Below are 24,190 nucleotides of genomic sequence, written 5' to 3'. Positions count from 1 at the left end.
AGACTTGCCTTCACGTCAAGCGATCAAGCTACATGGAGGCAAGAGATGTTCGACGTCGTCACCGTCGGGGGAGGCCCGGCCGGCATGGCCGCTGCGCTGACCCTGGGACGGGTTCACCGGACAGTGCTGCTGATCGACGCCGGAGAAGGCCGCAACACCGCCGCCGAGAACGTGCACAATTTCCTGACCCGGGACGGCACACCACCGGCCGAGTTGCGCAAGCTCGGCCGAGAGGAGCTGGCCGGGTACCCGGCGGTGCAGACAAGGACGGGGAGGGTCACCGACGTCCGCGTGCTGGACGGGGACGGCTTCCAGCTGGACCTGTCTGGAGGTGGCACGGCGGAGGGACGGCGGCTGCTGTTGGCCACCGGGCTGACCGACGAGCTTCCCGGGCCGCCCGGGGTAGGAGCGCTGTGGGGCCGTTCCGCCTTTCACTGCCCCTACTGCCACGGTTATGAATGCACCGGCAAGCGGATCGCGGTGCTCGGCACGGATCCGGCCAGAGTACGGCTGGCGCTGCAGCTGAGCTGCTTCGCCGCCGACGTCACACTCTGCACCGGCGGCCGGCCGCTCGACCCCGCGGCGCAGGCCACGCTGGAAACGCACGGAGTCGGCGTGCGCTGCGAGGCCATCACCCGCCTGGAGGGAACGGACGGACGGCTGGAACAGATCGTATTCGAAACCGGCCCATCCCTGGCCAGGGACGCGGTGTTCGTCGTCAACGTGCCACGCCAGCGCTCCGACCTCGCAGCCCGCCTCGGCTGCGTGACCTTCGCCGACGGGTGTGTGGAGGTGAACGAGTTCGGCCAGACCAGCGTGCCCGGCCTGTACGCCGCAGGTGACATGGCACGACGGGCCAGCGTGCCGGTGCCGATGGCCGCGGTCATCGCCGCAGCGGCCAGCGGCACCGTCGCCGCAGCGGTCATCGACCAGGACCTGCTGAGCGCCGACTTCGACCTGCCCAACCCGTTCACGCAGGCAAGGGGCTGATCGTGGTGTCCGCGGATCTCACGCAGACCGCCTCCGACGTCTCTTCGAAGGGCAGCAGCAATGTGCCGCTCGCCACGGCCGGACTGCTGATCGGCATGCTGCTGTCGGTGCTGGACCAGACGGTGGTGGCCATCGCCCTGCCCGACATCGCCGCCGAGTTGGGCGGCATGGACGCGATCGGCTGGGTCGTCACCTCCTACCTGCTGGCCTCGACCGCGACCGGCACGCTGTATGGCCGCCTCAGTGACCGGTTCGGCCGACGTACGGTGTTCCTCGCCGCAATCGCCGTCTTCGTCGCGGGCTCCGCACTGTGCGGCCTGGCCCAGACGATGCCTCAGCTGATCGCCGCCAGGACCCTGCAGGGTATCGGCGCAGGCGCGCTGTTCGTGCTGCCCACGATCGCGCTGTCCGAGCTGTACCCACCCCGTCTGCGCAGCCGGATCCAGGGATTCACCGGCGGCGTCTTCGCCCTCGCCAGCGTGGGCGGCCCGCTCGCCGGCGGCGCGATCACCGACGCCTGGGGCTGGCGCTGGATCTTCTACGTCAACCTGCCGCTCGGCCTGCTCGCGATGGCGCTGGTCGCGCTCGCTCTACGGCTGCCCAAGACCGGCGGGTACGGCAGGGTCGACCTGGCCGGGGCCGTGCTGATCGCCGGCGCGACCGTGAGTCTGCTGCTGGTGGCCGAATGGGGCGGCCGCACGTACGCGTGGAACTCCGGCGTGATCCTCATGCTGATCGCTGCCCTGGTAGTGCTGGGAGCCTTGTTCGTGTGGCGGGAACGACACGCGGCCAACCCGCTGCTGCCGCTGTGGCTGTTCGCCGATCCCACCCTGCGTGTCGCGCTGCCCGCCACCGCGCTGCTCGGTGCGCTGCTCGGCGGATCGATCGTGTACCTGCCCACCTACCTGCAGGCCGCCTACGGCATGGGAGCCACCCAGGCGGGCCTGGCGCTCAACCCGTACGTCCTGACGTTCATGGCGGTCACCTCGCTGGTCGGCGCCCGCATCGGCGCCAGCGGCCGGTTCAAGCCCTACCTGCTCGCCGGCTCGCTGATCGCGGTGCTGGGATTCGCCTTGCTGAGCCTGCTTCAGCCCGACACCCCCTACGCCCTGCTCGCCGTAGGGATCGGCGTGCTGGGCGTCGGCTTCGGGCTGCTGATGCAGAACCTTGTGGTCGTCGCCCAGAACGCCGTCTCCCCCGCGGACCTGGCCGCGACCACCTCCGCCACGGTGTCGGTCCGCGGCCTGGGCATGTCGCTCGGCGTGGCCGTCTTCGGCAGCCTCCTCACCCGCGAACTCCAGGGGCAGGCCCCGGGCCCGCAGGCGACCGCCGCCGCCATCCCGGACGTGTTGTTCTGGGGCGCGCCGGCTGCCCTTGTCCTGGTGGCGTTGCTGGCACTGCTGCCCCGCACCGTCAACGACCCCCAGATCAGGTCAGGAGAGGCAACGGCTTGAGCACCGACAGACAATACTGATTCACCTGTATCCCGGCACCCCCGTTGCTCAGCTCATCACGCCGGATTCCCACGCCCAAGCTGCGATCCCAACCCGATTCTTGACACCGAGCTTGGCGAAGATGCTGCCCAGATGCGTCTTGACCGTCGACAGCGACACGAGGAGGCGGTCCGGTGGTACGGCAAGGCTCTCGACCTCGTCGGCACCGACGCTGAGCGTGAGTTCCTCCTCTCGCGGTGCGCCGATGTGTCCCCCCACGCCGGCGCCGATCCGGGGGTCGGCACCGGGCGTCCGGGCGCGTGAGGGAGATCAGCGGCAGGCCGGCAGCTTCATGGTGTCCTTCGTGCGCACGCCGGGAAGCCACGCGACACCGCCCCCGGCGCCGGGCAGGCGCACGCGGTACCACCTCGTGCTGCTGACACCCGCCTCGTCGAGCACGCGCCACCCGCCGTAGAAGACGCAGTCCGTCCGCAGGAGGTCGCCGTGCCACACGCGGTGCTCGACCACATTGGCGACGTCGTATCTCAGCCGCGGATCACGCGCCAGCCCCAGGCTGCACGCCGGGAGCCGCCCGGCGCCGTGCCGGCAGCCGTATTCCGTGTTGAACACCCTGATCGGCGAGGTCGTGGGGGTCGCGCCGGGGGCCGTGCCCGGGGGCGCCGGCATGGGGTCGTGACCGCCCCAGCGCAGGACTCCGACGAAGGCCGCCACGCCGAGCAGCACGGCACCGGACGCCGCCGGCACCCACGTCCGGGCTCCCTGCCGCGCCAGCGGCCTCCGGACAGCCGTCTTGTCCCCGGTCGGCGGAGCGACCGGACCAGGAGGGCCGGCATCGTCGCCCGCATTCCGAGGCGGCAGGGAGCGGTCGGCGTCGGCGAGAGCCCACAGCCTATGCAGATCCCGCAATTCCTCGGCTGTCGCGCCGCACGCCTTGGCGAATGAATGGACAGCGCCGAATCCGACGGGAAGCTTTATTCCCGAACAATATCGGTGAAGGCTGGAGCCGCTTATTCCCGTCCGCCCGGCCAACGCCTCGAAACTCATTCCCGAGCGCTCTTTCAGCATGCGGAGCCGCGCCGCGAACTGTTCGACCGCCTCAGACTGCGCCATCGTGCCCTCCGCGTAAAGGAGCGGGCCCGACACAGCGCGCCGACGGCGGGGACGCCGCCCCGCAGGCATCCCACAGACATCCCACAGGAGCGGCAAAGACACAGTTCACACTGGGTCGGGGTGTCCCAGCATCCCACCCCGGAGGATCACCTTGCCACCCGCTGGGCGCGAATGCCAGCGTCGTCATCGAGCGTTTCGCGTCGCCGCCGGGGACCCCGGAGGAAAACCCCCCTCTCAAGGTCGGATTTCCCGCCCTTAGGGTTATGAAATACGACGAAAAATGCTCATCATGCCGACGGTCAACACCCCATCGGGAGGCGCGCGTACACCTCGACTCCGCGCCACCGGCGGACACCCGACCACGGTAACCGCCGACGCTCTGCCCGGAGAGGACGGAACCCTCTTCCAGGGCGTCGCCATATCGGCCCTCCGGGGCCGCCCCCCCGATGAACATTCGACTCAGAAAGAAGAACCACCATGAACGAGAACGGAATTCTCCCCGCCCCCTACGAATACGAGGCGGCCCCCTCCCCCGCGGCGGACGCGCCCGCCTCCCTCTAGCCCGGCCTTCGGTAGGGCAGCGCCTCCATGCCTCGCCACTCCACGGATTCCGCACCCCGCGGGGGCGGAGCGGAACCGGCGTGGAACCGGCGTGGAACCGGCGTGGAACCGGCGCGGCGGGCACCGAGCGGCCCGGCGCCCGCCCCCTCCCGGCGAGGCCCGCCGGCACGGGACCCCACGGCCTCGGCCAGGGCTCCGCGAACCGGCCGCCCCGGACCGCATCCGCGCCACGGTCCGGGGCGGCCCGTGGGCGCCCGCAGGCGCGTGGAATCGAGGCCGGCGCCGTACGACTCGCCCGGGTTCCCGCCGGCGGGGAAGGGACTTGAAGGCGGGGGAGAGAAGTTTCGCCGGATCGCGCGGAGGTGGGCAGCAGCCTCCAGCACGGGCATCTATGCTGCTCAGAGCCCTTTCACGCCGCTCACCGGCCTCGGCCGGAGCCGTGAGGGACGGCTCGGCTGACCGACCCCTGACAGAGGTTTGACGATTGCGGGGCTCCCCATGGAATAAGGACCCCCGAGAGTCCGTTAGAGTCAAGTGGCCGATGTGGTCTGTGTCCCCCGGGCCGCAAATTACCGCCTTCACGGAATACCGTTCGGCTGGAGCCGTGTTGTGCCTCTCGCCGAGGAGGCGACCGCCACATCGGCCCTACGCGTTGGACCCTGTCCGGTGATCACCGGGCAGGGTCTTTCGTTTCTCCACGTCCCGGCCTCCACCTCCCGCCAGGTCTTTACACCTCCGACCAGATGGGGTTATAAACGGGTTATAGACCTGTCCGTGTTGAACCGGAGGCCCGTGATGCCGAAGATCAACATCTACCTGCCCGACGATCTCGCCGAGAGCGTCAAGGAGACGGGCGTGCCCGTCTCGGCGATATGCCAGCGCGCCCTGGAGCAGGCCGTGCAGCGGGTCGCCGCGATCAGGGCGACCTCTCTGGGCGACCTTTCCTCGGAGGAGTCCCTCACCCGGCTCTCCCACTTCACCGAGCGCACCCGCACCGCGATCCGGCTGGCCGTGGAGCGGGCGCGACGCCGGGGGGCACCCGAGGTCGGCACCGAGGACCTGCTCGGCGGCCTGCTCTCCGAGGGAACCAGCCTGGCGCTGCACGTCCTGCGGGCCATGGAGATCGACCCCGGCCATCTGGAGCGCCTGCTCGCCGGCGCGTCCGATCGCCCGGCCCCTCCAAGCCCTCCGGCCGGGCCCGACGCCGCATCCACCACGGGCTCCACCGGCCCCATAGGCTCCGCAGACCCCACCGGCTCCGCCGGCTCCGCGGGCGGGGGCGAGGCCGCCGCGGAGGGCCCTGCGGCGTCGCGGTTCGGCGCTCACGCCGCCCACGTGCTGGAGCTGACCGCCACCGAGGCGGTCGCGCTGGGGCACAACTACGTCGGATGCGAGCACCTGCTCCTGGGGCTTGTGAGCGAGCCCGACGGCCGCGGCGGACGGCTGCTCCGCACCGCGGGCGCCGAGCCGAAGCCGACCCGGCGGGCCGTGACCGCCGCTCTCGCGGGATACGTCCACCTCCGGGCCCAGGCCGTACGGCACGGCGCCCGACCCCCGGCAGGGCCTCAGACAGAAACGGCCGGCGCGGGCACGACGGACGGGCCAGGCGCGGCGGGCGGGCCGGGCGCAGCGGGGCCGGGGGTGGCCGCCGACGCCGCGTCGCTGATCGCCACGACGGTCGCCGCGGCGGTCCGGGCGGAACTCCAGCCCCTCCTCCAGCGCGTCGAACGCCTGGAGCAGCAGGCTCCCCGACCGCGCCCCCGCGACTGACGGCCGGCGGCGCCGCCCTCTCCCCCGCGCCGCCCTATGCCCCCGCGCTCCCCTGCTCCCCTGGCCGCTCCCCTGGCCCGCGGCTCCGTGCCCCCGCGGACGGGCCGGCCCCGGCGCTCACTCGGCCGGCGTCGCGGCGCGGCATCTTCCGCGCCCCAGGGGGGCGCGGCGGTCGCCGGACGGCTCAGCGCACCTCCTGGATGCGGACCATGTTGCCCGCGGGGTCGCGGAAGGCGCAGTCGCGCACGCCGTACGGCTGCTCCACCGGCTCCTGGACGACCTCGGCGCCGGCGGCCTGCAGGCGCTCGAAGGCGCCGTCGAGGTCGGCGGTGGCCAGGATGATACTGGCGTAGGTGCCCTTGGCCATCATCTCGGCGATGAGGCGGCGCTCGTCGTCGGTGATGCCGGGGTCGGCGGCCGGCGGATGCAGCACGATGGCCGCGCCGGACCGTCCGGCGGGGCCGACCGTGATCCAGCGCATCCCGCCGTATCCGACGTCGTTGCGCACCTCGAAGCCGAGGATGTCGCGATAGAAGGCGAGGGATGCCTCCGGATCATCGTGAGGGAGGAATGTCTGATGAATGGTGATGTCCATGGCGGTCACGTTAGTTGCGCCTCGGTAATCGGCACTTCTCGATTCCTGACCGGTCTGGTCACCTGCTTGACCACGCACGACGGCATCCCCTCCGTCGCGACCCCCTCCGCCGCGCGCGCCGCGTGGCGCCGGTAGACGCTGGGCGGCACGCCGACCAGCTCGGTGAAGCGGGTGCTGAAAGTGCCCAGCGACGAGCAGCCGACCGCGAAGCAAACGTCGGTGACGCTGAGGTCGCCGCGACGCAGCAGGGCCATCGCGCGCTCGATGCGCCGGGTCATCAGATAGGCGTACGGCGATTCGCCGTACGCGCGCCGGAACTCGCGGCTGAGGTGCCCGGCCGACATGTGCACGCCGCGGGCGAGCGCCTCGACGTCCAGCGGCTGCGCGTAGTCGCGGTCGATCCGGTCGCGGACGCGGCGCAGCCGGGCGAGGTCGCGCAGGTGCTGCTCCGATGCGGGTCTGCTGGTCACATGCGCATGCTACGTCGGGCGGGAGCGGCGCATTGCCGCGGGCGTCACCCACCGCACCCGTTCTGACCTGGCGATCCGCCGACGTCCTCGCCCCGCCCGGCCCTTCAGGTGCCGGCCGTCGGGGCTGCCGCCGTTCGTCCGCGCGCCGGGACTGCCGGCCTCGCGGACGACGCCCCCCGGATCGCAGGTCGAAGAACCACCGGTCCGCCACGGGCGTTTCAAATCTGTTGCGTCTTCACCAAGAGCGAGCGCAGCAGATCCCGACGAAAGGTGACAATTCCGGTTTTGCTGAACGCTAGGCTGTCCAGCCGTAAGGTCGACGAGTCACCGGGGGGTACACGTGCCTAGCCGCCGTTCGATCGCGATCGTCTCCGTCACGGCTCTCGTCGTGACCGCAGGAGTGGCGGGAGGCGCCTACTACCTGCTCCACACTCGGGGCACGCCGGAAGGCGTGGCCGAGCGCTTCACCCGGGCCTGGGAGCAAGGCGATCTGAACGCGATGGGCACGGAGCTCGCGACCCGCCAGGCCGCCTTCACCACGACCTACCAGACGATGAACCGGGCGCTCGGCGTGGAGTCGGTGTCGGTGAAGCTCGACCCCGCGAAGGAGCCCGACGGAGACCGCGCCCGGGTGACGTTCACCGCGACGCTGAAGCTCAAGAACGCGGGCGACTGGAGCTACCGGGGCGGCGTGGACCTCGTGGTGCGCGACCGCCACTGGAAGGTGGCCTGGACGCCCGCCGCGGCGCATCCCGATCTGGCCGACGGCCGCGGCCTGGCGCTGAAGCCGGTGTGGCCGGCGCGTGCCGCGATCACCGCGGCGTCGGGCGACCGGGTGGACGGCGGCGATGCGGGCGGGTCGGTGCAGCAGCTGGTGGGCTTTCTGGACAAGGCCACCGACAAGGACGTGAAGAGACTCGGCTCGGCCTACAAGGCGGGCGACGCGGTGGGCCGGGGCGGGCTGCAGGAGACCTTCCAGACCCAGTTGGCCGGCACCCCCGCCACCGAGATCCGCCTGGTGGGCGCCGACGGCAAGCCGGTGAGGACACTGCACAAGGCGGAGGGCGAGAAGGGCAGACCCGTGGAGACGACGCTGGACCTCAGGGTGCAGCGGGCCGCCGCGGACGCGGTGCGGGACCTGAAGAAGACCGCGTCCCTGGTGGCGGTCCGCCCGTCCACCGGGGAGGTCCTGGCGGTGGTGAACAACCTGGGCGGGTTCAACCGGGCCCTGAACGGCGCGTATCCGCCGGGTTCGACGTTCAAGAGCGTCACGGCGGCCGGCCTGCTGGCCGAGGGGGTGTCCCCCGGCGACCGGGTCGAATGCCCGCGGTTCGCAACGCTCGGCGGCATGCGGTTCCGCAACTCGGAATACGCCGACCACGGCTCGCTGAGCTTCTCCGACGCCTTCGCCTACTCCTGCAACACGACGATCGCACCCATGACGGCCGAGCGGCTGGGGGCGGACAAGCTGGTCGACACGGCCGAGTGGTTCGGGTTCAACGAGCCGCTGAACATCGGGGTGCCCGCCGCCAAGGCGAGTTTCCCGAAGGCGCGGAGCGAGACGGAGCTCGCTGCCGAGTCGTTCGGCCAGGGCAAGATCACTGCCAGTCCGCTCATGATGGCCACGGTGGCGGCGGCCATCGCCGACGGCTCCTGGCGTCCGCCCACCCTGGTTGCGTCGATCAAGCAGAAGACACGGCCGAAGGCCCTGCCGGACGGGGTCGCCGCGAGCCTGCGCGACATGATGAAGGCGGTGGTGACCAAGGGCACCGCCAAGTCGGCCGGCCTGCCGTCGGGCACGCGCGGCAAGACCGGCACGGCGGAATACGACACCCCCGAGGGGAAGACGGCGACGCACGCGTGGTTCATCGGTTTCCGCGGCGATCTGGCCTTCTCCGTGCTCGTGGAGGGCGGCGAGGCGGGCGGGAAGGTCGCCGCTCCGGTCGCCGCGGACTTCCTGCGCGGCCTCTGACGCCGACCGGTCGGCCGGCCCCGGGCCGCCCCGGGGAGGGGCGGTCCGCGGGTGTCCGCGGGTGGGGGGATCAGATCGGCAGGGCGGCCGGGTTGCGCAGGATCATGACGAGGAGGGTCACGAGCAGGACGGTGATGAGCAGCCAGCTGATCGCGATGATGATCGTCGACCTCTGCGGCCCGCGGCGCCCGCTCTTTCTGCGCTCCTCCTTGGCCTCACGGCGACGTCTGCCGTTCTCTTGACGCTGGACACGCTCGTTGAAGGATTCGAGCCGAGCTGCGAGCCGCGGATCCTCATCGCCCAGGTGGTGCTCTATCTGGGCCAGCACCCGCTCCTCGTCCTGTGACCAGGCCATGCCGCACCTCCCAGAACGCAAAGTGGTTGCCGACTTTCTGCCCCAACGTCAAGATCATTAGCCGTTTCTAGACCGGTGAATTACTCTCACTTTTCCTTCGCACACAAAGGGAACACGCGTTCGACCGAACGGCGCCGCCACGCGGACACGAAACGCAACGTTCGACTCACGGAACGAAGCAACACATAACCCTCCCCTTACTCTAAGTTTAGCCGCATAACCCTCCGTAATGGGTATTACCCGCCGTGATGCACAAATGGTATGCATCCACCGTTCAACGTTGGGGGAACCATGAACACGGAGAACCAGAAGAAACCCACCAAGGCCACCGGCAAGAGCAAGAAGGCCGCGATGAAGGCCAGCCGCGAGAACAAGCAGGCCAAGCGCGAAGCCAAACGCGAGGACTCCTCCATGGAGCAGCAGCAGTGACCCTGCTCCACACCGCTGAGCAGGACGTCGGACACGGCGGCGGCACGCCGGTGAGCGGCGGGCGCGAGCCCTGCCGCCGCAGTCGGCGGGAGGCGAGGGCGCCGCAGCGGGCGGCCCGGCCGCGCTGACGCGGGCGGCCCCGAGCCGACCTGCTCGCGAACCGGGCATCCGCGCATGCGGCGCGGGTGCCCGGTCTGTTCGTCCCGCCGCCCTCCATACCCAGGACTGCACGGCCTTGCGGCCTATGAGGATCGATGCCCGCCTACCTGCGATTCCCGACGATATTCAAGGACGTGGTGGTCTTCGCCGCCGAAGACGACCTGTGGATGGTGCCCGCAGACGGCGGCCGGGCGTTCCGCCTGACGGCGGGGGTGGCCGAGGCCGCCTATCCGCGGTTCTCGCCCCGGGGAGAGAGGCTCGCGTTCGTGGGGCGCGAGGAGGGCCCGGAGGAGGTCTACGTGATGCCCGCCGACGGCGGCGCCGCGCGGCGGGTCACCTTCCACGGCGCCCGCTGCACGGTCACCGGCTGGGACCCCGCCGGCCACATCGTGTACGCGGGCGACGCCGGCCAGCCGTTCGAGGGCCGGCGGTGGCTCCACCGGGTCAAGCCCCGGGGCTTCCCCGAGCGCCTGCCGTACGGCCCCGCCAACTCGATCTCCTACGGACCCGGCGGCCTGGTCGTGATCGGGCGCAACACGGCCGACCCGGCGCGCTGGAAGCGCTACCGGGGAGGGACGGTGGGCGACCTGTGGGTCGGCGGCCCGGACGGGGAGTTCCGGCGGCTGCTGGCGATTCCCGGCAACCTCGCCGCGCCGTGCGTCGTGGGGAGGCGCGTCTACTTCCTGTCCGACCACGAAGGGACGGGCAACGTCTACTCGTGCACGCCGGGCGGCGGGGATCTGCGCCGCCACACCGACCACGAGGACTACTACGCGCGCAACCTGTCGAGCGACGGGCGCAGGCTCGTCTACCACGCCGGCGGCGACCTCCACCTGCTGGACCCCGCCGAGGGCGGGTCGCGGCGGATCGATGTACGGCTGCGCAGCTCCCGCACGCAGCGCAACCGGCGGTTCGTCGACGCCGAGGAGTTCCTCGACAGCGCCGCGCTCAACCCCGACGGCAGCGGCCTGGCGATCACCACGCGGGGGAAGGCGTTCTCGATGGCCTGCTGGGAGGGGCCGGTACGGGCGCACGGAACGCCCGACGGGGTGCGCTACCGGCTGCTGACGTGGCTCCCGAGCCGCCGGCACCTGGTCGCGGCGGCCAGCGACGACGGCGACCGGGAGGTGCTCGTCCTGCTCCCCGGCGACCCCGACGCGCCGGAGGCCCCCCTACGGCCGAGGCCCCGCGGGCGCGGCGCCCGGCGCCGCCCGAGCCAGTCGCCGCCCGACCCGGTGACGGGCGAGATACGGCTCGACCACCTCGACACCGGCCGGGCGGTCACGTTGACCGCCTGCCCGCGCCACGACCGGGTCGCGGTCACCAACCACCGCAACGAGCTCATCGTGGTGGACCTCACCTCCTTCCCCGCCGTCGCGCAGGTCGTGGAGTCGAGCCCGTTCGGCCGCATCGAGGACCCGGCGTGGTCGGCGGACGGCCGCTGGCTCGCGTATTCACGCCCCGTTTCCGCGCACTCGGCCGCGATCCACCTGTTCCACGTGGAGACCGGCGAGGTGGCCGCGGCGACCCGGCCGCTGCTGCGGGACTACAGCCCGAGTTTCGACCCGCGGGGGCGCTATCTGTACTTCCTCGGGCAGCGGGTCTTCAACCCCGTCTACGACTCGCTCCAGTTCGACATGGGCTTCCCGCTGGGCTCCCGGCCGTACGCGGTGGCGCTGCGCACCGGGACCGGCTCGCCGTTCGTGCCCGAGCCGCGGCCCGTGACGGCCAAGGACGACGACGAGGACGACCATGCCGAGGAGGGCGACGGCGACGAGGAGGACGCTCCCCCCGAGGTCGTGATCGACGTGGAGGGCCTCGCCGACCGGGTGGCGGCGTTCCCCGTCCCGGAGGCGAAGTACACGCGCATCGTGGGCATCCGGAACCGGGCGCTGTTCTCCTCGCTCCCGGTGGAGGGGGCGCGCGGCGAGGACGGCGACGGCGAGCAGACCTCCGGCACGCTCCACCAGTACGACTTCAAGGAGCAGAAGAGCGAGGTGTTCGCCACCGGGGTGAACGAGTTCAGCGTGGGCCCCGACGGTGCGACGCTGCTCTACCGCGCCGAACGCGGACTGCGGGTGGTGCGCGCCTCCGAGCCTCCCGGCGACGACGAGTCGGCGACCCGCGCGGGAGGCTGGATCGACCTGGGCAGGGTCCGGGTGTCGGTGTTCCCCGCGGCCGAGTGGCGGCAGATGTTCCGCGAGGCGTGGCGGCTGCAGCGGGAGCACTTCTGGGCCGAGGACATGGCGGGGATCGACTGGGACGGCGTCTACGAGCGCTACCTGCCGCTCGTCGACCGGGTGGCGACGCGCGGGGAGCTGTCGGATCTGCTGTGGGAGCTGCTCGGCGAGCTCGGCACCTCCCACGCCTACGAAAGCGGCGGGGAGTACCGCCCGCGCCCCCACTACCACCAGGGCAAACTCGGCGTGGACTGGCGTTTCGCCGACGGGCTGCACGTCATCCACCGCATCGTCGAAGGCGACCGGTGGGACCCGGAGGCGACGTCGCCGTTCACCCGCCCCGGCGTGGACGTACGGCCCGGCGACGCCGTCCTGTCGGTGGACGGCAGGCCGGTCGGAGCCGAGGTCTCCCCCGACGAGCGGCTGGTCAACCTGGCGGGCGAGGAGGTCCTGCTCACCGTGGCGCGCGGCGACGAGACGCGTACGGTGACCGTCCGCGCCCTCGGCGACGAGCAGCCGGCCCGCTACCGCGACTGGGTGGAGGCCAACCGGGCGCGGTGCCGGGAGCGGAGCGGCGACCGCATCGGCTACATCCACGTCCCGGACATGGGCCCCGACGGGTACGCGGAGTTCCATCGGGGCTTCCTCACGGAATACGACCGCGAGGCCCTCATCGTGGACGTGCGCTACAACCGGGGCGGCAACATGTCGGCGCTGCTGCTGCAGAAGCTGTCCCGGCGCCGGCTCGGCTACGACCATCCCCGGTGGGGCGTGCCCGAGCCGTACCCTCCCGAGTCGCCCCGGGGGCCGCTCGTAGCGATCACCAATGAGTGGGCGGGGTCGGACGGCGACATCTTCAGCCACACCTTCAAGCTGCTGGGCCTGGGCCCGCTGGTCGGTAAACGCACGTGGGGCGGGGTGATCGGGATGTGGCCGCGGCACCAGCTCGCCGACGGGACCGTGACGACGCAGCCGGAGTTCTCCTTCGCCTTCGAGGATGTGGGATGGCGGCTGGAGAACTACGGCACGGACCCCGATGTGGAGGTGGACATCACCCCTCAGGACTACGCGGGCGGCGTGGACACCCAGCTGGAGACGGCCGTCGACATCGCGCTGGACCTCCTGGCCGAGCACCCGGCGCACACCCCCGACCCCGCCGCCCGCCCCCATCCGCCCGGCGCGCACGGCACCGCGCTGTAGACCCCGTCAGCGGGGGCGGTCGACGAGGGTGGCCAGGCCGTCCAGGACGCGTTCGAGGCCGAAGGTGTAGGCGTGCCCGGGCTCGTAGGCGCCGCCCTGCGCCGCGCCGGCGGCGGCGCCCACGCGGGCGGCGAGCGGATAGGCCTTCTCGTCGAGCGCCCGCGCGATCAGCGGCGCGTTGAGCCGCCACCACTCCGCGTCGTCCATGGCCGAGTCGCGGCGTACCGCACGGGCCTCGGCGGCGGCGCGGGCGTTGGCCTGCACGAAGCCCAGCACGAAGCTCAGGGCGGCGTCCATCCGCACGTCGTCGAGGCCGAGGCCCTCCAGGGCGGACAGCTCGTGCTCGTATTTCGCCATCACGCCCGGCCCGAGCGGCGGCCGCCCGGTGGACACCGAGACGAGCCAGGGGTGCCGTTCGAACAGCGCACGGTTCTCCTCCGCCACGGCGGCCACTCGCGCCCGCCAGGGCCGTCCGGCGGTGTCGGACCTCGGCATGGCCGCGTAGGCGGCGTCCAGCATGAGGTCGAGGAGCTCGGCCTTGCCCGGCACGTAGGTGTAGAGCGTCATGGGGGCGACGCCGAGGTCCTGGGCGAGCCTGCGCATCGTCACGGCGTCGAGCCCTTCGGCGTCGGCGACCCGGGTGGCCGCCTCGACGACGGCATCGACGGTCAGCCCCTGGCGGGGGCCGCGCCGGGGCACGGCCGAGGGGTCGCGCCACAGCAGCGCGAGGGTGCGCGCCGGGTCTCCGGCTCCGGTGCGTTCGTTGGACACGGGAACATCCTGCCGCACAAAAACGTCGTACGATGTACAATGTACGACGTACGTAGATTTCGACCACGAGGAGTTCCCTTGCGCATCACCGCGCCCGCCGTCTCCCTGAACGTCACCGACGTCCCCGCCTCCAGCGCCTTCCTGGTCCGGCACTTCGGCTTCCACGAGGAGATGGCCGCCAACGGCTTCGCCTCGTTGACCAGGGACGACATCGCCATGAACGTGATCTTCCTGCGCCGCGGCCTCCCGACGCTTCCCGCCGACCAGCGCGAGGACCACGCCGGCGGCGTGATCCTCGCCTTCACCGTCGACGACCTCGAAGGCGAACTGGCGCGCCTGCAGTCCGAGGGCGTCACGATCACGATGCCCCTCACCGAGGACGCGTGGGGTGAGCGCGCCTTCCAGGTCCGCGACCCCAACGGCGTCATCGTCCAGCTCCTGGACTGGAACGGCGCCGGCGCGCCCGACGACTCGGTCCACAAGAACCGGTGACACCCGCAGCCCCGCACTCCAGGCCGCGTGCGCCCCTTCGCCGCACAGCGTCAGCGCACAACGTCGGCGCACAATAGGGCCTCAATGTCCGAAATAGCCAAGTCAAAGAGTTATCGGCTGATCACCAGCAGCATTTCTGGATATTTGAGGCAACCATGTGCATGCCCACAGTCGTCTAAGGAGTCGCGGGAATAAGAGCACGCCCACGGGGACTGAGCGCTCTCCATTGCAGAGAACGCGACTTAGGCGGCCTCCCGTCTGTGTCACGCCGGAAGCGGCGTGACACAGGTCAGCGCCACCTTCCACACCACGGGGAAGGTGTGCGGTCGTCAACGGGAAGTGGAGCATCTTCTGTTGCGGGGATTGCAGGGAAAGGGGAGGAAAGCCGTCGCCTCACTCGCGGTGAACGCGCTGGCGGCGGTGAACAGGCGGCGGGAGCGTACAGCTCCCCCGCCATCCGCAGAGCAGGTCAAAATCCTGCTTCTACATGCATATGGGATGGGCGGCACGATTAGAACCGTCTACAACTTGGCCGGATATCTGGCTAAAGATCATGATGTCGAGATCGTCAGCGTGCTGCGCGAGGCCGAGGAGTCGTTCTTCCCGGTCCCGCCCGGTGTGCGGATCTCATTTCTGGACGACCGGCGCGAGCCGCCGACGGGGCTCCGCAGGCTCCTGGCGCGGCCGAGCCGGTTGATCCCCAAGGAGGAGGCCGCCTACCACCGGTTCACGCTGTACACCGACCTGAAACTGGCGCGCTACCTGCGCTCGCTGCGCACGGGAGTCCTGATCGCCACGCGGCCCGGGCTGAACCTCGCCGCCGCGGCCCTCACCCCGCCCGGGGTCATCACCATCGGGCAGGAGCACGTGGCCCTCCAGGGCCACGCCGAGACGATCCAGGCCATGATCAAGCGCCGCTATCCGAAGCTCGACGCGCTGGTCGCCCTCACCAAGGCCGACCTGCGCGACTACCGCGCGCTGCTCCGCAAGAAGCCACGCAGACTCACGCGCATCCCCAACGCTGTCCCCCCCATGGACGGCGACCGGGCCGACCTGTCGGCCAAGACCGTGATCACAGTGGGCCGCATGACGAAGATCAAGGGCTTCCACCGCCTGCTCGACGCCTGGAAGCTCGTCACCGAGGTGCATCCGGACTGGAACCTCCGCATCTACGGCGCGGGCCCCCAGCAGGAGAACCTCCAAGAGCAGATCGAGTCCCTCGGCATCGGCGCCACCGCCACCCTGCCCGGCTCCACCGACGACGTCGGATCGGAACTGGCTAAGGCGTCCATCTTCGTGATGAGCTCCCGCCACGAGGGCTTCCCGATGACACTGCTGGAGGCATGGGGCAAGGGGCTCGCCGTGGTGAGCTTCAACAGCCCCCACGGCCCCAAGGAGATGATCACGCACGAGCATGACGGCCTGCTGGTCAAACCCCGAACGGTCGAGAACCTGGCCAACGCCATCATCCGGGTCATCGAGGACGAGCCGTACCGCAGGCACCTCGCGGCGAACGCCGTACGCACCGCGGAGACCTACGACCTCGACGCCGTCGGCGCGCAATGGGACGCCCTGTTCGACGAACTGGTCGCCCCTCGCTAGAAGCCCCGCGGACCGCGCCGTACGGCTGCGCGCGGGGACGTCAGGGCAGCGGGCCCCACTCGAAGCCGGCCTTGAAGGTCAGCTCGGCGAGGACCCGCTGCCCCTCGGCGTTGGGGTGGAAGTAGTCCCACTTGCTCACATGCTGGAGCGTGAAGGGGTAGGCGAACACCGCTCCCCCGTCGGTGCGGCAGGCGGGGCCGTACGCGGCGCACGCCTTCCCGAGCTCGGCGTTGAACGCCTTCACCCGGGCCCGCACCCGGTCGCGGCGCTCGGCGTCGGCCTCGGCGGTGGACTGCGGGTTGGCCAGCATCGCCTGGCAGACGCGGCCGAGCGTCCAGAAGGTGCGCGCGACGGGGCTGTCCTTCCCCACCCGCCACAGCCGCTTCAGGTCGGGGATGCCGGCGATCAGGACCCGCGCGTTCGGCAGCCCCGCCTTGAGGTCTGCGAGCGCGGCGTCGATCCTGGCGCGGTAGGTCGCCACCGGGGTCATCTGGGCCTCGGTGCGGACGCAGGCGTCCTGCGCGCCGACCAGGATCGTCACGTAGTCGGCCTTGGCCTTCACGGCCTCCTTGGCCTGGCCGGGGAGGTCGCGGCTTGTGGCGCCCGGCACCGCGAGGTTGACGTTGTTGCCCTTCAAGCGCCCGTCGAGCGCGCTCAGCCTGCGGTAATGGCTGCGCACCGACGCCTCGTGCCCGGCCGACCAGGACCGGTCCGTACAGGACACATACCACCCGCAGGCGTTGAACCCGGTGCTGATCGAGTCGCCCAGCGCCGCCATCACCCCGGGCAGCGGTTCGGCGGCCGGACGCGCGACCGCGTGCGCCGGGAAGGCCGTCACGAGCGTCAGGGCGGCCGCGGACGCCACCGGTGGCAGGAAACGCGGCAGAAGTCGGCGCATCTGGACCTCCGGGATCATCGGGAGCGATCCCAACGTAGAGATCCTTTAAGGCATCCGCCTATGACCTCCTGGCAAGTCCTGTCTTTCGTGGACCGAATCATTATCACCACTTGACAAGGGGCGGCTGTGATGAAATTCGCTTGTTGTATCGATCCGGGACCGGTGGGAAGGAAGCTCGGAGGAGGGGTCCTTCACTTGGCCATGGATCTGTCTTCCCTAGGGGTGCAGTCGAACTTGGAAGGCCGCCACATAGAGTGTCTTGGGTGAGTGTCGCGATTGGATTGACGCGTCCGCCGGCAGTGCGCACCCTTTCCGTCGGTGATCCCGGCGATCTCGTCGCCGCCCTGCCCGACGCCGCGCCCTCCGCCTGGATCAGGCACGGCGAGGGCCTCGTGGGATGGGGCGTGGCGGCGAGTACGGCGGTGCCGCCGGGGCCGGACCGGTTCACCTGGGCCAAGAAGTGGCTGGCGGAGGTGCTGGGAGACGCCGACGTCGACGACGACCTGCGAGTGCCGGGAAGCGGCCCGGTCGCGTTCGGCTCGTTCACCTTCGACCCCGACGAGCCGGGGTCGGTGCTGATCGTGCCGAAGGTGGTGCTCGCCCGCCGCGACGGCCGCGCATGGATGACCACGGTCGACGCGGCTCCGACGGGCGAGGCCGTCCCGACCGTCGAACCCGGCTGGGTCCGCTACGGGGACGGCAGCCTCAGCGCGCCCGAGTGGGAGCACGCGGTGGCCCGTGCCGTACAGGCCATCCGGTCGGGCCGCCTGGAGAAGGCGGTGCTCGCCCGCGACCTGATGGTGACGGCGGAGAACCCGATCGACGCGCGTCCGCTGCTGGCCCGCCTGGCGCAGCGCTACCCCGAGTGCTACACCTTCTCCGTCGGCGGGCTGCTCGGGGCGACCCCGGAGCTGCTCGTGCGGCGCACCGGTGAGGCCGTCGAGTCCCTGGTCCTGGCCGGCACCGCGGCCCGCGGCGGCGACGCCGACGACGACCTCGCCCGGGGGGCCGCGCTGTTCGCCTCGGCCAAGGACCGCCACGAACACGCCTGCGCGGTCTCCTCCGTACGGCAGGCCCTCACGCCGCTCTGCGCGGACCTGCGGGTGCCGGACGCCCCCGAGCTGCTGGTGCTGCCCAACGTGCAGCACCTCGCGAGCCGGGTCACGGGCCGGCTGGGCAACGGCGCCTCGGTGCTCGACGTGGTCGAGGCCATGCACCCCACCGCCGCCGTCGGCGGCACCCCGACCGCGACGGCGCTGGAGGTGATCCGCGAACTGGAGGGCATGGACCGCGCGGGCTACGCCGGGCCGGTCGGCTGGATCGACTCCCGGGGCGACGGCGAGTGGGGCATCGCGCTGCGCTGCGGGCTGATCAACGGCAACCGGGTGAGGCTGTTCGCCGGCTGCGGCATCATGGGTGACTCCGAGCCGTCCGCCGAACTGGCCGAGGCCCAGGCGAAACTGCGCGCCATGCAGTACGCCCTGGAGGGCTGACGGCCGGGCCGCGCGTTTTTCGCGATCTTTAACGGACTGGCCGAGTGATCCACGACACTTGGTGCGCGGCCGGTGCGACGGCCACCCCTCGGGCGTGAGACTGGCCCTGCCGGGAGGGTAGCCCCCCGGGTCTCTCACACGCATCCCGGGGGTGGCGATGATCGCCGGCGTGGTGGCCGCCGCGGACGGCCCCGACTTTCTGGCCGCCCGCATGCAGATGGCGCTGTCCCTCGGCTGGCACATCATCGTGGCGTGCTTCGGCGTGGGCATGCCCGCGATGACGCTGTTCGCCGAATGGCGCGGCCACCGCACCGGCGACCTGCACTACGCGCTGCTGGCGCGCCGCTGGGCGAGGGCGATGGGCGTGCTGTTCGCGGTCGGCGCGGTGTCGGGCACCATCCTGTCGTTCGAGATGGGCCTGCTGTGGCCGGGGCTGATGGGCGTCTACGGCGAGGTCATCGGCCTGCCGTTCTCCCTGGAGGGGATCGCCTTCTTCATCGAGGCGATCTTCGTGGGGGTCTACCTGTACGCCTGGGACCGGTTGCCGCCGCGCGCCCACATGCTGACCGGCATCCCCATCGTGGTGGCCGGCGTGGCCAGCGCATTCTTCGTCGTCAGCGCCAACGCCTGGATGCAGCGGCCGACCGGCTTCCAGGTGAGCGGCGGCCGGATCGTGGACGTCGACCCGTGGGCGGCGATGTTCAACCCCGCGACGCCGCACCTGACGGTGCACATGATCCTCGCCGCGTTCATGGTCACCGGGTTCGTCATGGCGAGCGTCTACGCCGTGGCGATGCTGCGCGGGCGGCGCGACCGCTACCACCGCCTCGGGCTGCTGGTGCCGCTCGCGATCGCCGCCGCCGTCACCCCGGTGCAGATCGGGGTGGGCGACTGGGCGGCGCACAGCGTGGCGGACGGCCAGCCGGTCAAGCTCGCCGCCATGGAGGGGTTGTTCCGGACCGGGCGCGGGGTTCCGCTGCACCTGGGCGGCATCGTGCTGAAAGGCGAGCTGCGCTACGCGCTGGAGATCCCCAAGGCGCTGTCGCTGCTGACCCACTGGGATCCGGACGCCGAGGTCATCGGGCTCGACGCGGTGCCTCCGCAGGACCGCCCACCGGTCAACGTGGTGCACTGGGCGTTCCAGGTCATGGTCGCGGTCGGCTTCGCCCTGCTCGCCCTGTCGATCTGGCTGGGCGTGGTCTGGTGGCGGCGGCGCGACCCGCCCCGCTCCCGCTGGTTCCTGCGGGCCGTGGCGGTCTCGGGGGTCGCCTCGGTGCTGGCGCTGGAGTCCGGGTGGATCGTGACCGAGGTGGGCCGTCAGCCGTGGGTCGTCTACGGCGTCCTGCGCAGCGCGGCGGCGGTGAACCCCGCGCCCGGCCTGGTGTGGGGTTTCGTGCTGGTCACGGTCGTCTACACGGTGCTGACCATCGCGACGGTCTACGTGCTGCGCCGGCTGGCCGCCGACCAGCCGGTCCCGGTCGCGCCTCAGGAACGTGACGTCACCTCCTTCAGGATCGTGTGACCGATGCCGCTTCCAGAGATCATGCTCGGGGTCCTGTGGGTGGGCCTGACCGCCTATGTCCTGTTCGGCGGGGCGGACTTCGGCGGCGGGGTCTGGGACCTGCTGGCGGGCCGCGCGGAGGGGGGCCGCCCGCGGCGCGACCTCATCGAGCATTCCATCGGGCCGGTCTGGGAGGCCAACCACGTCTGGCTGATCTTCGTGATCGTGCTGATGTGGACCGGGATCCCGCCGGTGTTCGCCGCGCTCTCCTCGACCCTCTACATCCCGCTGACCCTGGCCGCCCTGGGCATCATCGCCCGGGGCGCGGCGTTCGCGTTCCGCAAGGTCTCCACCGAGCTGCCGCAGCGCCGCCTGTTCGGGGCGGCCTTCGCGTTCTCCTCGGTGGCCACGCCGTTCTTCCTCGGCACGGTGGCGGGCGCGATCGCGTCCCGCCGCGTGCCCGCGGGCATCGCCAAGGGCGACCTGGTCACCAGTTGGGTCAACCCCACCTCGGTCGTCGCGGGGGTGATGGCGGTCGGCACCGCCGCCTACCTCGCGGCGGTCTTCCTCACCCGTGACGCCCAGCGCGTGGGCGACGAGCGGCTCGCCGAGGATTTCCGGCGCAGGGCGCTGGGGTGCGGGATCGTGGTGGGGGTCCTGTCGGCGGCGGGCCTGGCCGTCCTGGCCTGGGACGCGCCGCGCCTGTTCGCCGAGCTGACCTCGGGGCGGGCTCTGCCGCTGCTGGTGCTGTCGGTCGCGGCCGGGCTGCTCTCGCTGGTGCTGCTGTGGCGCCGCGCCTACGTCGCCGTACGGCTGACGGCCGCCCTGGCCGTCGCCGGTCTGCTGTGGGGGTGGGGGGTGGGCCAGTATCCGGAGCTGCTCCCCGGTGTCACTCTGCGCGACGCGGCGGCCACCGACAGCGTGCTGGCGGCCAGCCTCGGGGCTCTGGCGGTGGGCGCCCTTCTGCTGGTGCCGTCCCTGTGGTGGCTGTACGCCACGTTCCAGCGCGAACACACAGCGCCGGCCGCGCGTGAGCACGACCGGCGCTGAGGGGGCGCACCGCGGGGAACCCGCCGGAACGCGGGGGTCACCTCTCCATGCGGTGCTTGCCGGTGCGGCGCTCCCGCACGCGCACCACGATGAACACCACGATCGCGAGGATGACCACGACGAGGACGCCCTTGGACAGGATCCCCGCGTATTCCTCGACCAGTCCCCAGTTCTCCCCCAGGGTGTAGCCCGCGACGACGAACACGGTGTTCCAGATGAGGCTGCCGAGGCCGGTGAGGAGTAAGAACGTCGGGATCGGCATGCGCTCCACCCCGGCGGGGATGGAGATCAGGCTGCGGAAGATGGGGATCATGCGGCCGAAGAACACCGTGGCCTTGCCGTGGCGCTGGAACCACGCCTCGGTCTTCTCGATGTCGCTGAGCTTCACGAACGGCAGCTTGCCGGCGATGGCCAGGGTGCGGTCCCTGCCGAGCAGCGCGCCGACGCCGTAGAGCGCCAGGGCGCCGATGACCGAACCGATCGTGGTCCACGCCACCGCGCCGATGAGGCTCATCTGGCCTCGGCTGGCCGTGAATCCGGCGAGCGGCAGGATCACTTCACTGGGGAGAGGGGGAAACAGGTTCTCCAGAGCGATGGCCAGAGCCGCGCCCGGTTCACCCATGGTTTCCATCAGGCTCACGGCCCAGCCCGCGATGCCGCCGATCTCGGTTTCAGTCATGCATGACAGGGTATGAAGGCTTGATTTTCCGTAGGCACGGGGATGACCTTTCGTTGATGTGAGGTATCCCACATTTCCCGAGACTCAGCGAAGCCTCATCCCTCGGGAACGTACACGGTCTCCCCCGGTTCCACCACCGCGCGCCCCGCCGTCAGCGAGGCGACGAACTCCCCGAAGCGCTCCAGGTCGGCCTCGCGCACCCCCGTCTCGACCGTCACCTCGGCGCCGTAGGACACCCCCCTGACGGTGTACGGCGAGGCCCGCAGATCGTTCTCCAGCCGCCCGGCGTGCGCGTGCCCGATCCGGACCGCCACCACCCGGGCGGGCACCATGCGGATCAGCAGCCCGCGCTCCCCCGCCTCGGCCACCGCGCGCGACACGGCTCCGCCGTACGCCCGGACGAGCCCGCCCGCGCCGAGCAGCACCCCGCCGAAGTAGCGGGTGACGACGGTGACGACGTCGCCGAGCCCCTGCTTGAGCAGGGCGTCCAGCATCGGCGGCCCCGCCGTGCCCGAGGGCTCACCGTCGTCGTCGGCGCGGCGCACCGCGCGGTCGCCGCCCACGACGTAGGCCGAGCAGTTGTGGGTCGCGTCCCGGTGCCTGGAGGACACCTCCTCCACGAACCCCCGGGCCGCGGCCACGGTGGCCGCGGGCGCGAGAGCGCACAGGAAGCGCGATCTGCGGATCTCGCTCTCGTAGTCGACGGGGGCGGTGAGGGTGAGGTACGGCTCGGCCATGGCAGGCATTGTCCCAGGCCGCGATGGTCACCCACCCGACGCCTTTACAAAGTAGATTTCAGAGTAACTCGGCGCGCATCGCCGCGTAGACCGCCTCGCGCAGATCGTGGTGGAGCTCCGCGTTGGCGCGGCGGTCGGTGCGCACCTCCACGACACGCAGCCCCTCGCCCCTGATCGCCCTCGACAGGTGCTCCGCCTCGGTCACGAGCGTGTACGGCGTGCCCGTGGCCGCCGCGACATGCGCGAAGTCCACCCCGTGGGCGGTGCCGAAGACACGCTCGAAGGAGTCGCGCAGCGACGCCTGCGGCAGCAGCGAGAAGATGCCCCCGCCGTCGTTGTTGACCACCACCAGGCACAGGTCCGGCCGGGGCTCGCGCGCCCCCAGCACCAGGCCGTTCTGGTCGTGCAGGAAGCCGAGGTCGCCGAGCAGCGCGTAGGACGGCCCGTTGTGCGCGAGCGCCGCGCCCATGGCGGTGGAGACCAGCCCGTCGATGCCGGACGCGCCCCGGTTGGCCATCAGGCGCAGGCCGCGCCTCGGGCGCATGGTCTGGTCGAGGTCGCGCACCGGCATGGACGACCCGCAGAACATCAGCGACCCGTTGGGCAGCACGTCGGCCAGGTCCCTGGCCAGCCGCGGCTCGGAGAGCCCCGAGCCGTCGAGCACCTCGTCCAGGGCGGCGCGCGCGATCGCGTCGGCCCGCCGCCAGGTGTGCAGCCACGAGTCGTCCCCCGCCGCCACCGGGATGTCGACCACCTGCGCGACCTGGGTGGCCGAGCGGGTCGGGTCGGGCCAGCGGTGCAGGCCCGGGCTGACGACGATGTGCTCGTCGGCGTAGGTGAGCCAGTCGAGCAGCGTCTTGGACAGGCCCGGGCGCCCCAGGGTGACCACCACCTCGGGGCGGTGCTTCTCGGCGAACTCGGGCAGCCCCAGCAGATGGTGGTAGGTCGACACGGCGTGGTCGCCGTAGCGTCCGCCGCCGATCGGCTCCGAGAGCACCGGCCACCCGGCCATGCCCGCGGCCGCGACGTAGCGCCGCACGTTGGTCGCGCCGTCGCCGACGACGAGCACGCCGCGCCTGGTCGGCGGGATGTGCAGCGCCGCGGCCGGCGGCGCGGTCCTGGCCCTGATCCACGGCCCTCCCGCGTCGCTGGCGAGCGGCTCGCACCACTCGTCGCCTCCGCCGGGGATCAGCGGCTCGCGGAAGGCGAGGTTGAGGTGCACCGGCCCCGCGTCGGAGGGGCCGAGGCTGCGCTGGTAGGCGCGGCAGGCCAGCGACCGCCAGTAGGCGACCTGGCCGCGGCGGTTCTCCGGCGCGCCGACCTCGGCGAACAGGCGTACGGCGGAGCCGTACAGCTTGATCTGGTCGATCGTCTGGTTGGCGCCGGTGCCGCGGAGCTCGGGCGGGCGGTCGGCGGTGAGGACGAGCAGCGGCACGCCCGACTCGTCGGCCTCGACCACCGCGGGATGCAGGTTGGCCGCCGCGGTGCCCGAGGTGCAGACCAGCGCCACCGGGCGCTCGGAGCGGCGGGCGAGGCCGAGCGCCAGGTAGGAGGCCGAGCGCTCGTCCACGCGCACGTGGAGCCTGACTCTGGAGTCGGCGTGGAAGGCGAGGGCGAGGGGCGCCGAGCGCGACCCCGGCGCGAGCACCGCCTCGGTGAGGCCGCAGCGCACCAGTTCGTCGACGAGCACGGTCGCCAGCGCCGTGGCGGGGTTCAACGAAG

23 protein-coding genes are annotated in these 24,190 nt (G+C 71.6%); 13 read left to right on the top strand and 10 right to left on the bottom strand.

Going from position 1 to position 24,190, the window contains the following annotated elements; genetic code table 11:
• Positions 1-45 precede the first annotated feature (45 nt).
• The gene (locus BLQ73_RS09680; protein WP_093170043.1) at positions 46-990 is read left to right on the top strand and encodes an NAD(P)/FAD-dependent oxidoreductase; all 945 of its coding nucleotides are present in this window, start codon (positions 46-48) and stop codon (positions 988-990) included.
• Positions 991-992: 2 nt separating this feature from the next.
• Positions 993-2,444: an MDR family MFS transporter gene (locus tag BLQ73_RS09675; RefSeq protein WP_093170042.1), complete on the top strand. Its 1,452-nt coding sequence runs from the start codon at positions 993-995 to the stop codon at positions 2,442-2,444.
• A 48-nt stretch (positions 2,445-2,492) separates the two neighbouring features.
• Here the strand turns inward: BLQ73_RS09675 and BLQ73_RS09670 are convergent, their stop codons facing one another.
• Positions 2,493-2,603: a response regulator transcription factor gene (locus tag BLQ73_RS09670; protein ID WP_420820004.1), complete on the bottom strand. Its 111-nt coding sequence runs from the start codon at positions 2,601-2,603 to the stop codon at positions 2,493-2,495.
• Here BLQ73_RS09670 and BLQ73_RS32185 point away from each other — a divergent pair.
• Positions 2,577-2,747, top strand: a complete 171-nt coding sequence (locus BLQ73_RS32185; RefSeq protein WP_176955343.1) for a hypothetical protein — start codon at positions 2,577-2,579, stop codon at positions 2,745-2,747. The genes BLQ73_RS09670 and BLQ73_RS32185 overlap by 27 nt on opposite strands.
• Before the next feature lie 6 nt (positions 2,748-2,753).
• Here BLQ73_RS32185 and BLQ73_RS33120 read toward each other — a convergent pair whose 3' ends face one another.
• Positions 2,754-3,554 carry a helix-turn-helix domain-containing protein gene (locus tag BLQ73_RS33120; protein ID WP_218125688.1) on the bottom strand — a complete coding sequence of 267 codons (801 nt, stop codon included), beginning with the start codon at positions 3,552-3,554 and terminating at the stop codon, positions 2,754-2,756.
• Positions 3,555-4,910: 1,356 nt separating this feature from the next.
• Between BLQ73_RS33120 and BLQ73_RS09660 the strand changes: the two genes are divergently transcribed.
• Positions 4,911-5,885: a Clp protease N-terminal domain-containing protein gene (locus tag BLQ73_RS09660; RefSeq protein WP_093170041.1), complete on the top strand. Its 975-nt coding sequence runs from the start codon at positions 4,911-4,913 to the stop codon at positions 5,883-5,885.
• Between the two features lie 184 nt (positions 5,886-6,069).
• Here BLQ73_RS09660 and BLQ73_RS09655 read toward each other — a convergent pair whose 3' ends face one another.
• Complete coding sequence (locus BLQ73_RS09655) at positions 6,070-6,480, bottom strand: VOC family protein (protein ID WP_093170114.1); 411 nt, start codon at positions 6,478-6,480, stop codon at positions 6,070-6,072.
• 5 nt (positions 6,481-6,485) lie between these two features.
• Positions 6,486-6,950 carry a helix-turn-helix transcriptional regulator gene (locus BLQ73_RS09650; RefSeq protein ID WP_093170040.1) on the bottom strand — a complete coding sequence of 155 codons (465 nt, stop codon included), beginning with the start codon at positions 6,948-6,950 and terminating at the stop codon, positions 6,486-6,488.
• A gap of 340 nt (positions 6,951-7,290) precedes the next feature.
• Between BLQ73_RS09650 and BLQ73_RS09645 the strand changes: the two genes are divergently transcribed.
• The gene (locus BLQ73_RS09645; protein ID WP_093170039.1) at positions 7,291-8,922 is read left to right on the top strand and encodes a penicillin-binding transpeptidase domain-containing protein; all 1,632 of its coding nucleotides are present in this window, start codon (positions 7,291-7,293) and stop codon (positions 8,920-8,922) included.
• Between the two features lie 70 nt (positions 8,923-8,992).
• On the opposite strand, the gene BLQ73_RS09640 is transcribed toward BLQ73_RS09645, so the two are convergent.
• Complete coding sequence (locus BLQ73_RS09640; protein ID WP_093170038.1) at positions 8,993-9,277, bottom strand: DUF3040 domain-containing protein; 285 nt, start codon at positions 9,275-9,277, stop codon at positions 8,993-8,995.
• A 291-nt stretch (positions 9,278-9,568) separates the two neighbouring features.
• Between BLQ73_RS09640 and BLQ73_RS32180 the strand changes: the two genes are divergently transcribed.
• The 3 genes from BLQ73_RS32180 (at position 9,569) to BLQ73_RS09635 (ending at position 13,245) form a co-directional block, all read left to right on the top strand.
• The gene (locus BLQ73_RS32180) at positions 9,569-9,706 is read left to right on the top strand and encodes a hypothetical protein (RefSeq protein ID WP_176955347.1); all 138 of its coding nucleotides are present in this window, start codon (positions 9,569-9,571) and stop codon (positions 9,704-9,706) included.
• Positions 9,703-9,834, top strand: coding sequence for a hypothetical protein (locus tag BLQ73_RS34540; protein WP_275936280.1), 132 nt, complete (start codon positions 9,703-9,705; stop codon positions 9,832-9,834). The genes BLQ73_RS32180 and BLQ73_RS34540 overlap by 4 nt, the downstream gene beginning before the upstream one ends.
• 126 nt (positions 9,835-9,960) lie before the next feature.
• The gene (locus BLQ73_RS09635) at positions 9,961-13,245 is read left to right on the top strand and encodes a S41 family peptidase (RefSeq protein ID WP_093170037.1); all 3,285 of its coding nucleotides are present in this window, start codon (positions 9,961-9,963) and stop codon (positions 13,243-13,245) included.
• A gap of 6 nt (positions 13,246-13,251) precedes the next feature.
• Here the strand turns inward: BLQ73_RS09635 and BLQ73_RS09630 are convergent, their stop codons facing one another.
• Complete coding sequence (locus BLQ73_RS09630; RefSeq protein ID WP_093170036.1) at positions 13,252-14,016, bottom strand: TetR/AcrR family transcriptional regulator; 765 nt, start codon at positions 14,014-14,016, stop codon at positions 13,252-13,254.
• Positions 14,017-14,094: 78 nt separating this feature from the next.
• On the opposite strand from BLQ73_RS09630, the gene BLQ73_RS09625 reads away from it, so the two are divergent.
• Positions 14,095-14,508, top strand: a complete 414-nt coding sequence (locus BLQ73_RS09625; protein ID WP_093170035.1) for a VOC family protein — start codon at positions 14,095-14,097, stop codon at positions 14,506-14,508.
• A gap of 318 nt (positions 14,509-14,826) precedes the next feature.
• Complete coding sequence (locus BLQ73_RS09620) at positions 14,827-16,110, top strand: glycosyltransferase family 4 protein (RefSeq protein ID WP_338056612.1); 1,284 nt, start codon at positions 14,827-14,829, stop codon at positions 16,108-16,110.
• 40 nt (positions 16,111-16,150) lie between these two features.
• On the opposite strand, the gene BLQ73_RS09615 is transcribed toward BLQ73_RS09620, so the two are convergent.
• A complete protein-coding gene (locus BLQ73_RS09615; RefSeq protein WP_245690945.1) occupies positions 16,151-17,026 on the bottom strand; it encodes a GDSL-type esterase/lipase family protein in 876 nt (291 codons plus the stop codon).
• Positions 17,027-17,271: 245 nt separating this feature from the next.
• Here BLQ73_RS09615 and BLQ73_RS09610 point away from each other — a divergent pair, with 245 nt between their 5' ends.
• From BLQ73_RS09610 to BLQ73_RS09600, 3 genes are all read left to right on the top strand, one after another.
• Entirely contained in the window at positions 17,272-18,501 is a 1,230-nt protein-coding gene (locus tag BLQ73_RS09610) for an isochorismate synthase (RefSeq protein WP_093170033.1), read from the top strand.
• A 157-nt stretch (positions 18,502-18,658) separates the two neighbouring features.
• Positions 18,659-20,023: a cytochrome ubiquinol oxidase subunit I gene (locus BLQ73_RS09605; RefSeq protein WP_093170112.1), complete on the top strand. Its 1,365-nt coding sequence runs from the start codon at positions 18,659-18,661 to the stop codon at positions 20,021-20,023.
• A gap of 3 nt (positions 20,024-20,026) precedes the next feature.
• On the top strand, positions 20,027-21,052 hold the full coding sequence (locus tag BLQ73_RS09600) for a cytochrome d ubiquinol oxidase subunit II (protein ID WP_093170032.1): 1,026 nt from the start codon (positions 20,027-20,029) through the stop codon (positions 21,050-21,052).
• A gap of 37 nt (positions 21,053-21,089) precedes the next feature.
• Here the strand turns inward: BLQ73_RS09600 and BLQ73_RS09595 are convergent, their stop codons facing one another.
• From BLQ73_RS09595 to menD, 3 genes are all read right to left on the bottom strand, one after another.
• On the bottom strand, positions 21,090-21,731 hold the full coding sequence (locus tag BLQ73_RS09595; RefSeq protein WP_093170031.1) for a DedA family protein: 642 nt from the start codon (positions 21,729-21,731) through the stop codon (positions 21,090-21,092).
• A gap of 95 nt (positions 21,732-21,826) precedes the next feature.
• Entirely contained in the window at positions 21,827-22,468 is a 642-nt protein-coding gene (locus tag BLQ73_RS09590) for an IMPACT family protein (RefSeq protein WP_093170030.1), read from the bottom strand.
• Between the two features lie 58 nt (positions 22,469-22,526).
• Positions 22,527-24,185 carry a 2-succinyl-5-enolpyruvyl-6-hydroxy-3-cyclohexene-1-carboxylic-acid synthase gene (gene menD, locus BLQ73_RS09585; RefSeq protein WP_093170029.1) on the bottom strand — a complete coding sequence of 553 codons (1,659 nt, stop codon included), beginning with the start codon at positions 24,183-24,185 and terminating at the stop codon, positions 22,527-22,529.
• Positions 24,186-24,190 lie beyond the last annotated feature (5 nt).

This window comes from Sinosporangium album (assembly GCF_900100605.1).
GTDB classification, from domain to species: Bacteria; Actinomycetota; Actinomycetes; order Streptosporangiales; family Streptosporangiaceae; genus Sinosporangium; species Sinosporangium album.
The sequence above is the reverse complement of the archived record's forward strand: the minus strand, read 5'-3'. Positions and strand labels throughout refer to the sequence as shown.

What these genes read in the sequence shown, in the direction of transcription:
- BLQ73_RS09680 (WP_093170043.1), top strand. Translation starts at nt 46, where the DNA reads ATGTTCGACGTCGTCACCGTCGGGGGAGGCCCGGCCGGCATGGCCGCT.
- BLQ73_RS32185 (WP_176955343.1), top strand. Translation starts at nt 2,577, where the DNA reads ATGCGTCTTGACCGTCGACAGCGACACGAGGAGGCGGTCCGGTGGTAC.
- BLQ73_RS33120 (WP_218125688.1), bottom strand. Translation starts at nt 3,554, where the DNA reads ATGGCGCAGTCTGAGGCGGTCGAACAGTTCGCGGCGCGGCTCCGCATG.
- BLQ73_RS09660 (WP_093170041.1), top strand. Translation starts at nt 4,911, where the DNA reads ATGCCGAAGATCAACATCTACCTGCCCGACGATCTCGCCGAGAGCGTC.
- BLQ73_RS09655 (WP_093170114.1), bottom strand. Translation starts at nt 6,480, where the DNA reads ATGGACATCACCATTCATCAGACATTCCTCCCTCACGATGATCCGGAG.
- BLQ73_RS09640 (WP_093170038.1), bottom strand. Translation starts at nt 9,277, where the DNA reads ATGGCCTGGTCACAGGACGAGGAGCGGGTGCTGGCCCAGATAGAGCAC.
- BLQ73_RS32180 (WP_176955347.1), top strand. Translation starts at nt 9,569, where the DNA reads ATGAACACGGAGAACCAGAAGAAACCCACCAAGGCCACCGGCAAGAGC.
- BLQ73_RS09635 (WP_093170037.1), top strand. Translation starts at nt 9,961, where the DNA reads ATGCCCGCCTACCTGCGATTCCCGACGATATTCAAGGACGTGGTGGTC.
- BLQ73_RS09615 (WP_245690945.1), bottom strand. Translation starts at nt 17,026, where the DNA reads ATGATCCCGGAGGTCCAGATGCGCCGACTTCTGCCGCGTTTCCTGCCA.
- BLQ73_RS09605 (WP_093170112.1), top strand. Translation starts at nt 18,659, where the DNA reads ATGATCGCCGGCGTGGTGGCCGCCGCGGACGGCCCCGACTTTCTGGCC.
- BLQ73_RS09600 (WP_093170032.1), top strand. Translation starts at nt 20,027, where the DNA reads ATGCCGCTTCCAGAGATCATGCTCGGGGTCCTGTGGGTGGGCCTGACC.
- BLQ73_RS09595 (WP_093170031.1), bottom strand. Translation starts at nt 21,731, where the DNA reads ATGACTGAAACCGAGATCGGCGGCATCGCGGGCTGGGCCGTGAGCCTG.
- BLQ73_RS09590 (WP_093170030.1), bottom strand. Translation starts at nt 22,468, where the DNA reads ATGGCCGAGCCGTACCTCACCCTCACCGCCCCCGTCGACTACGAGAGC.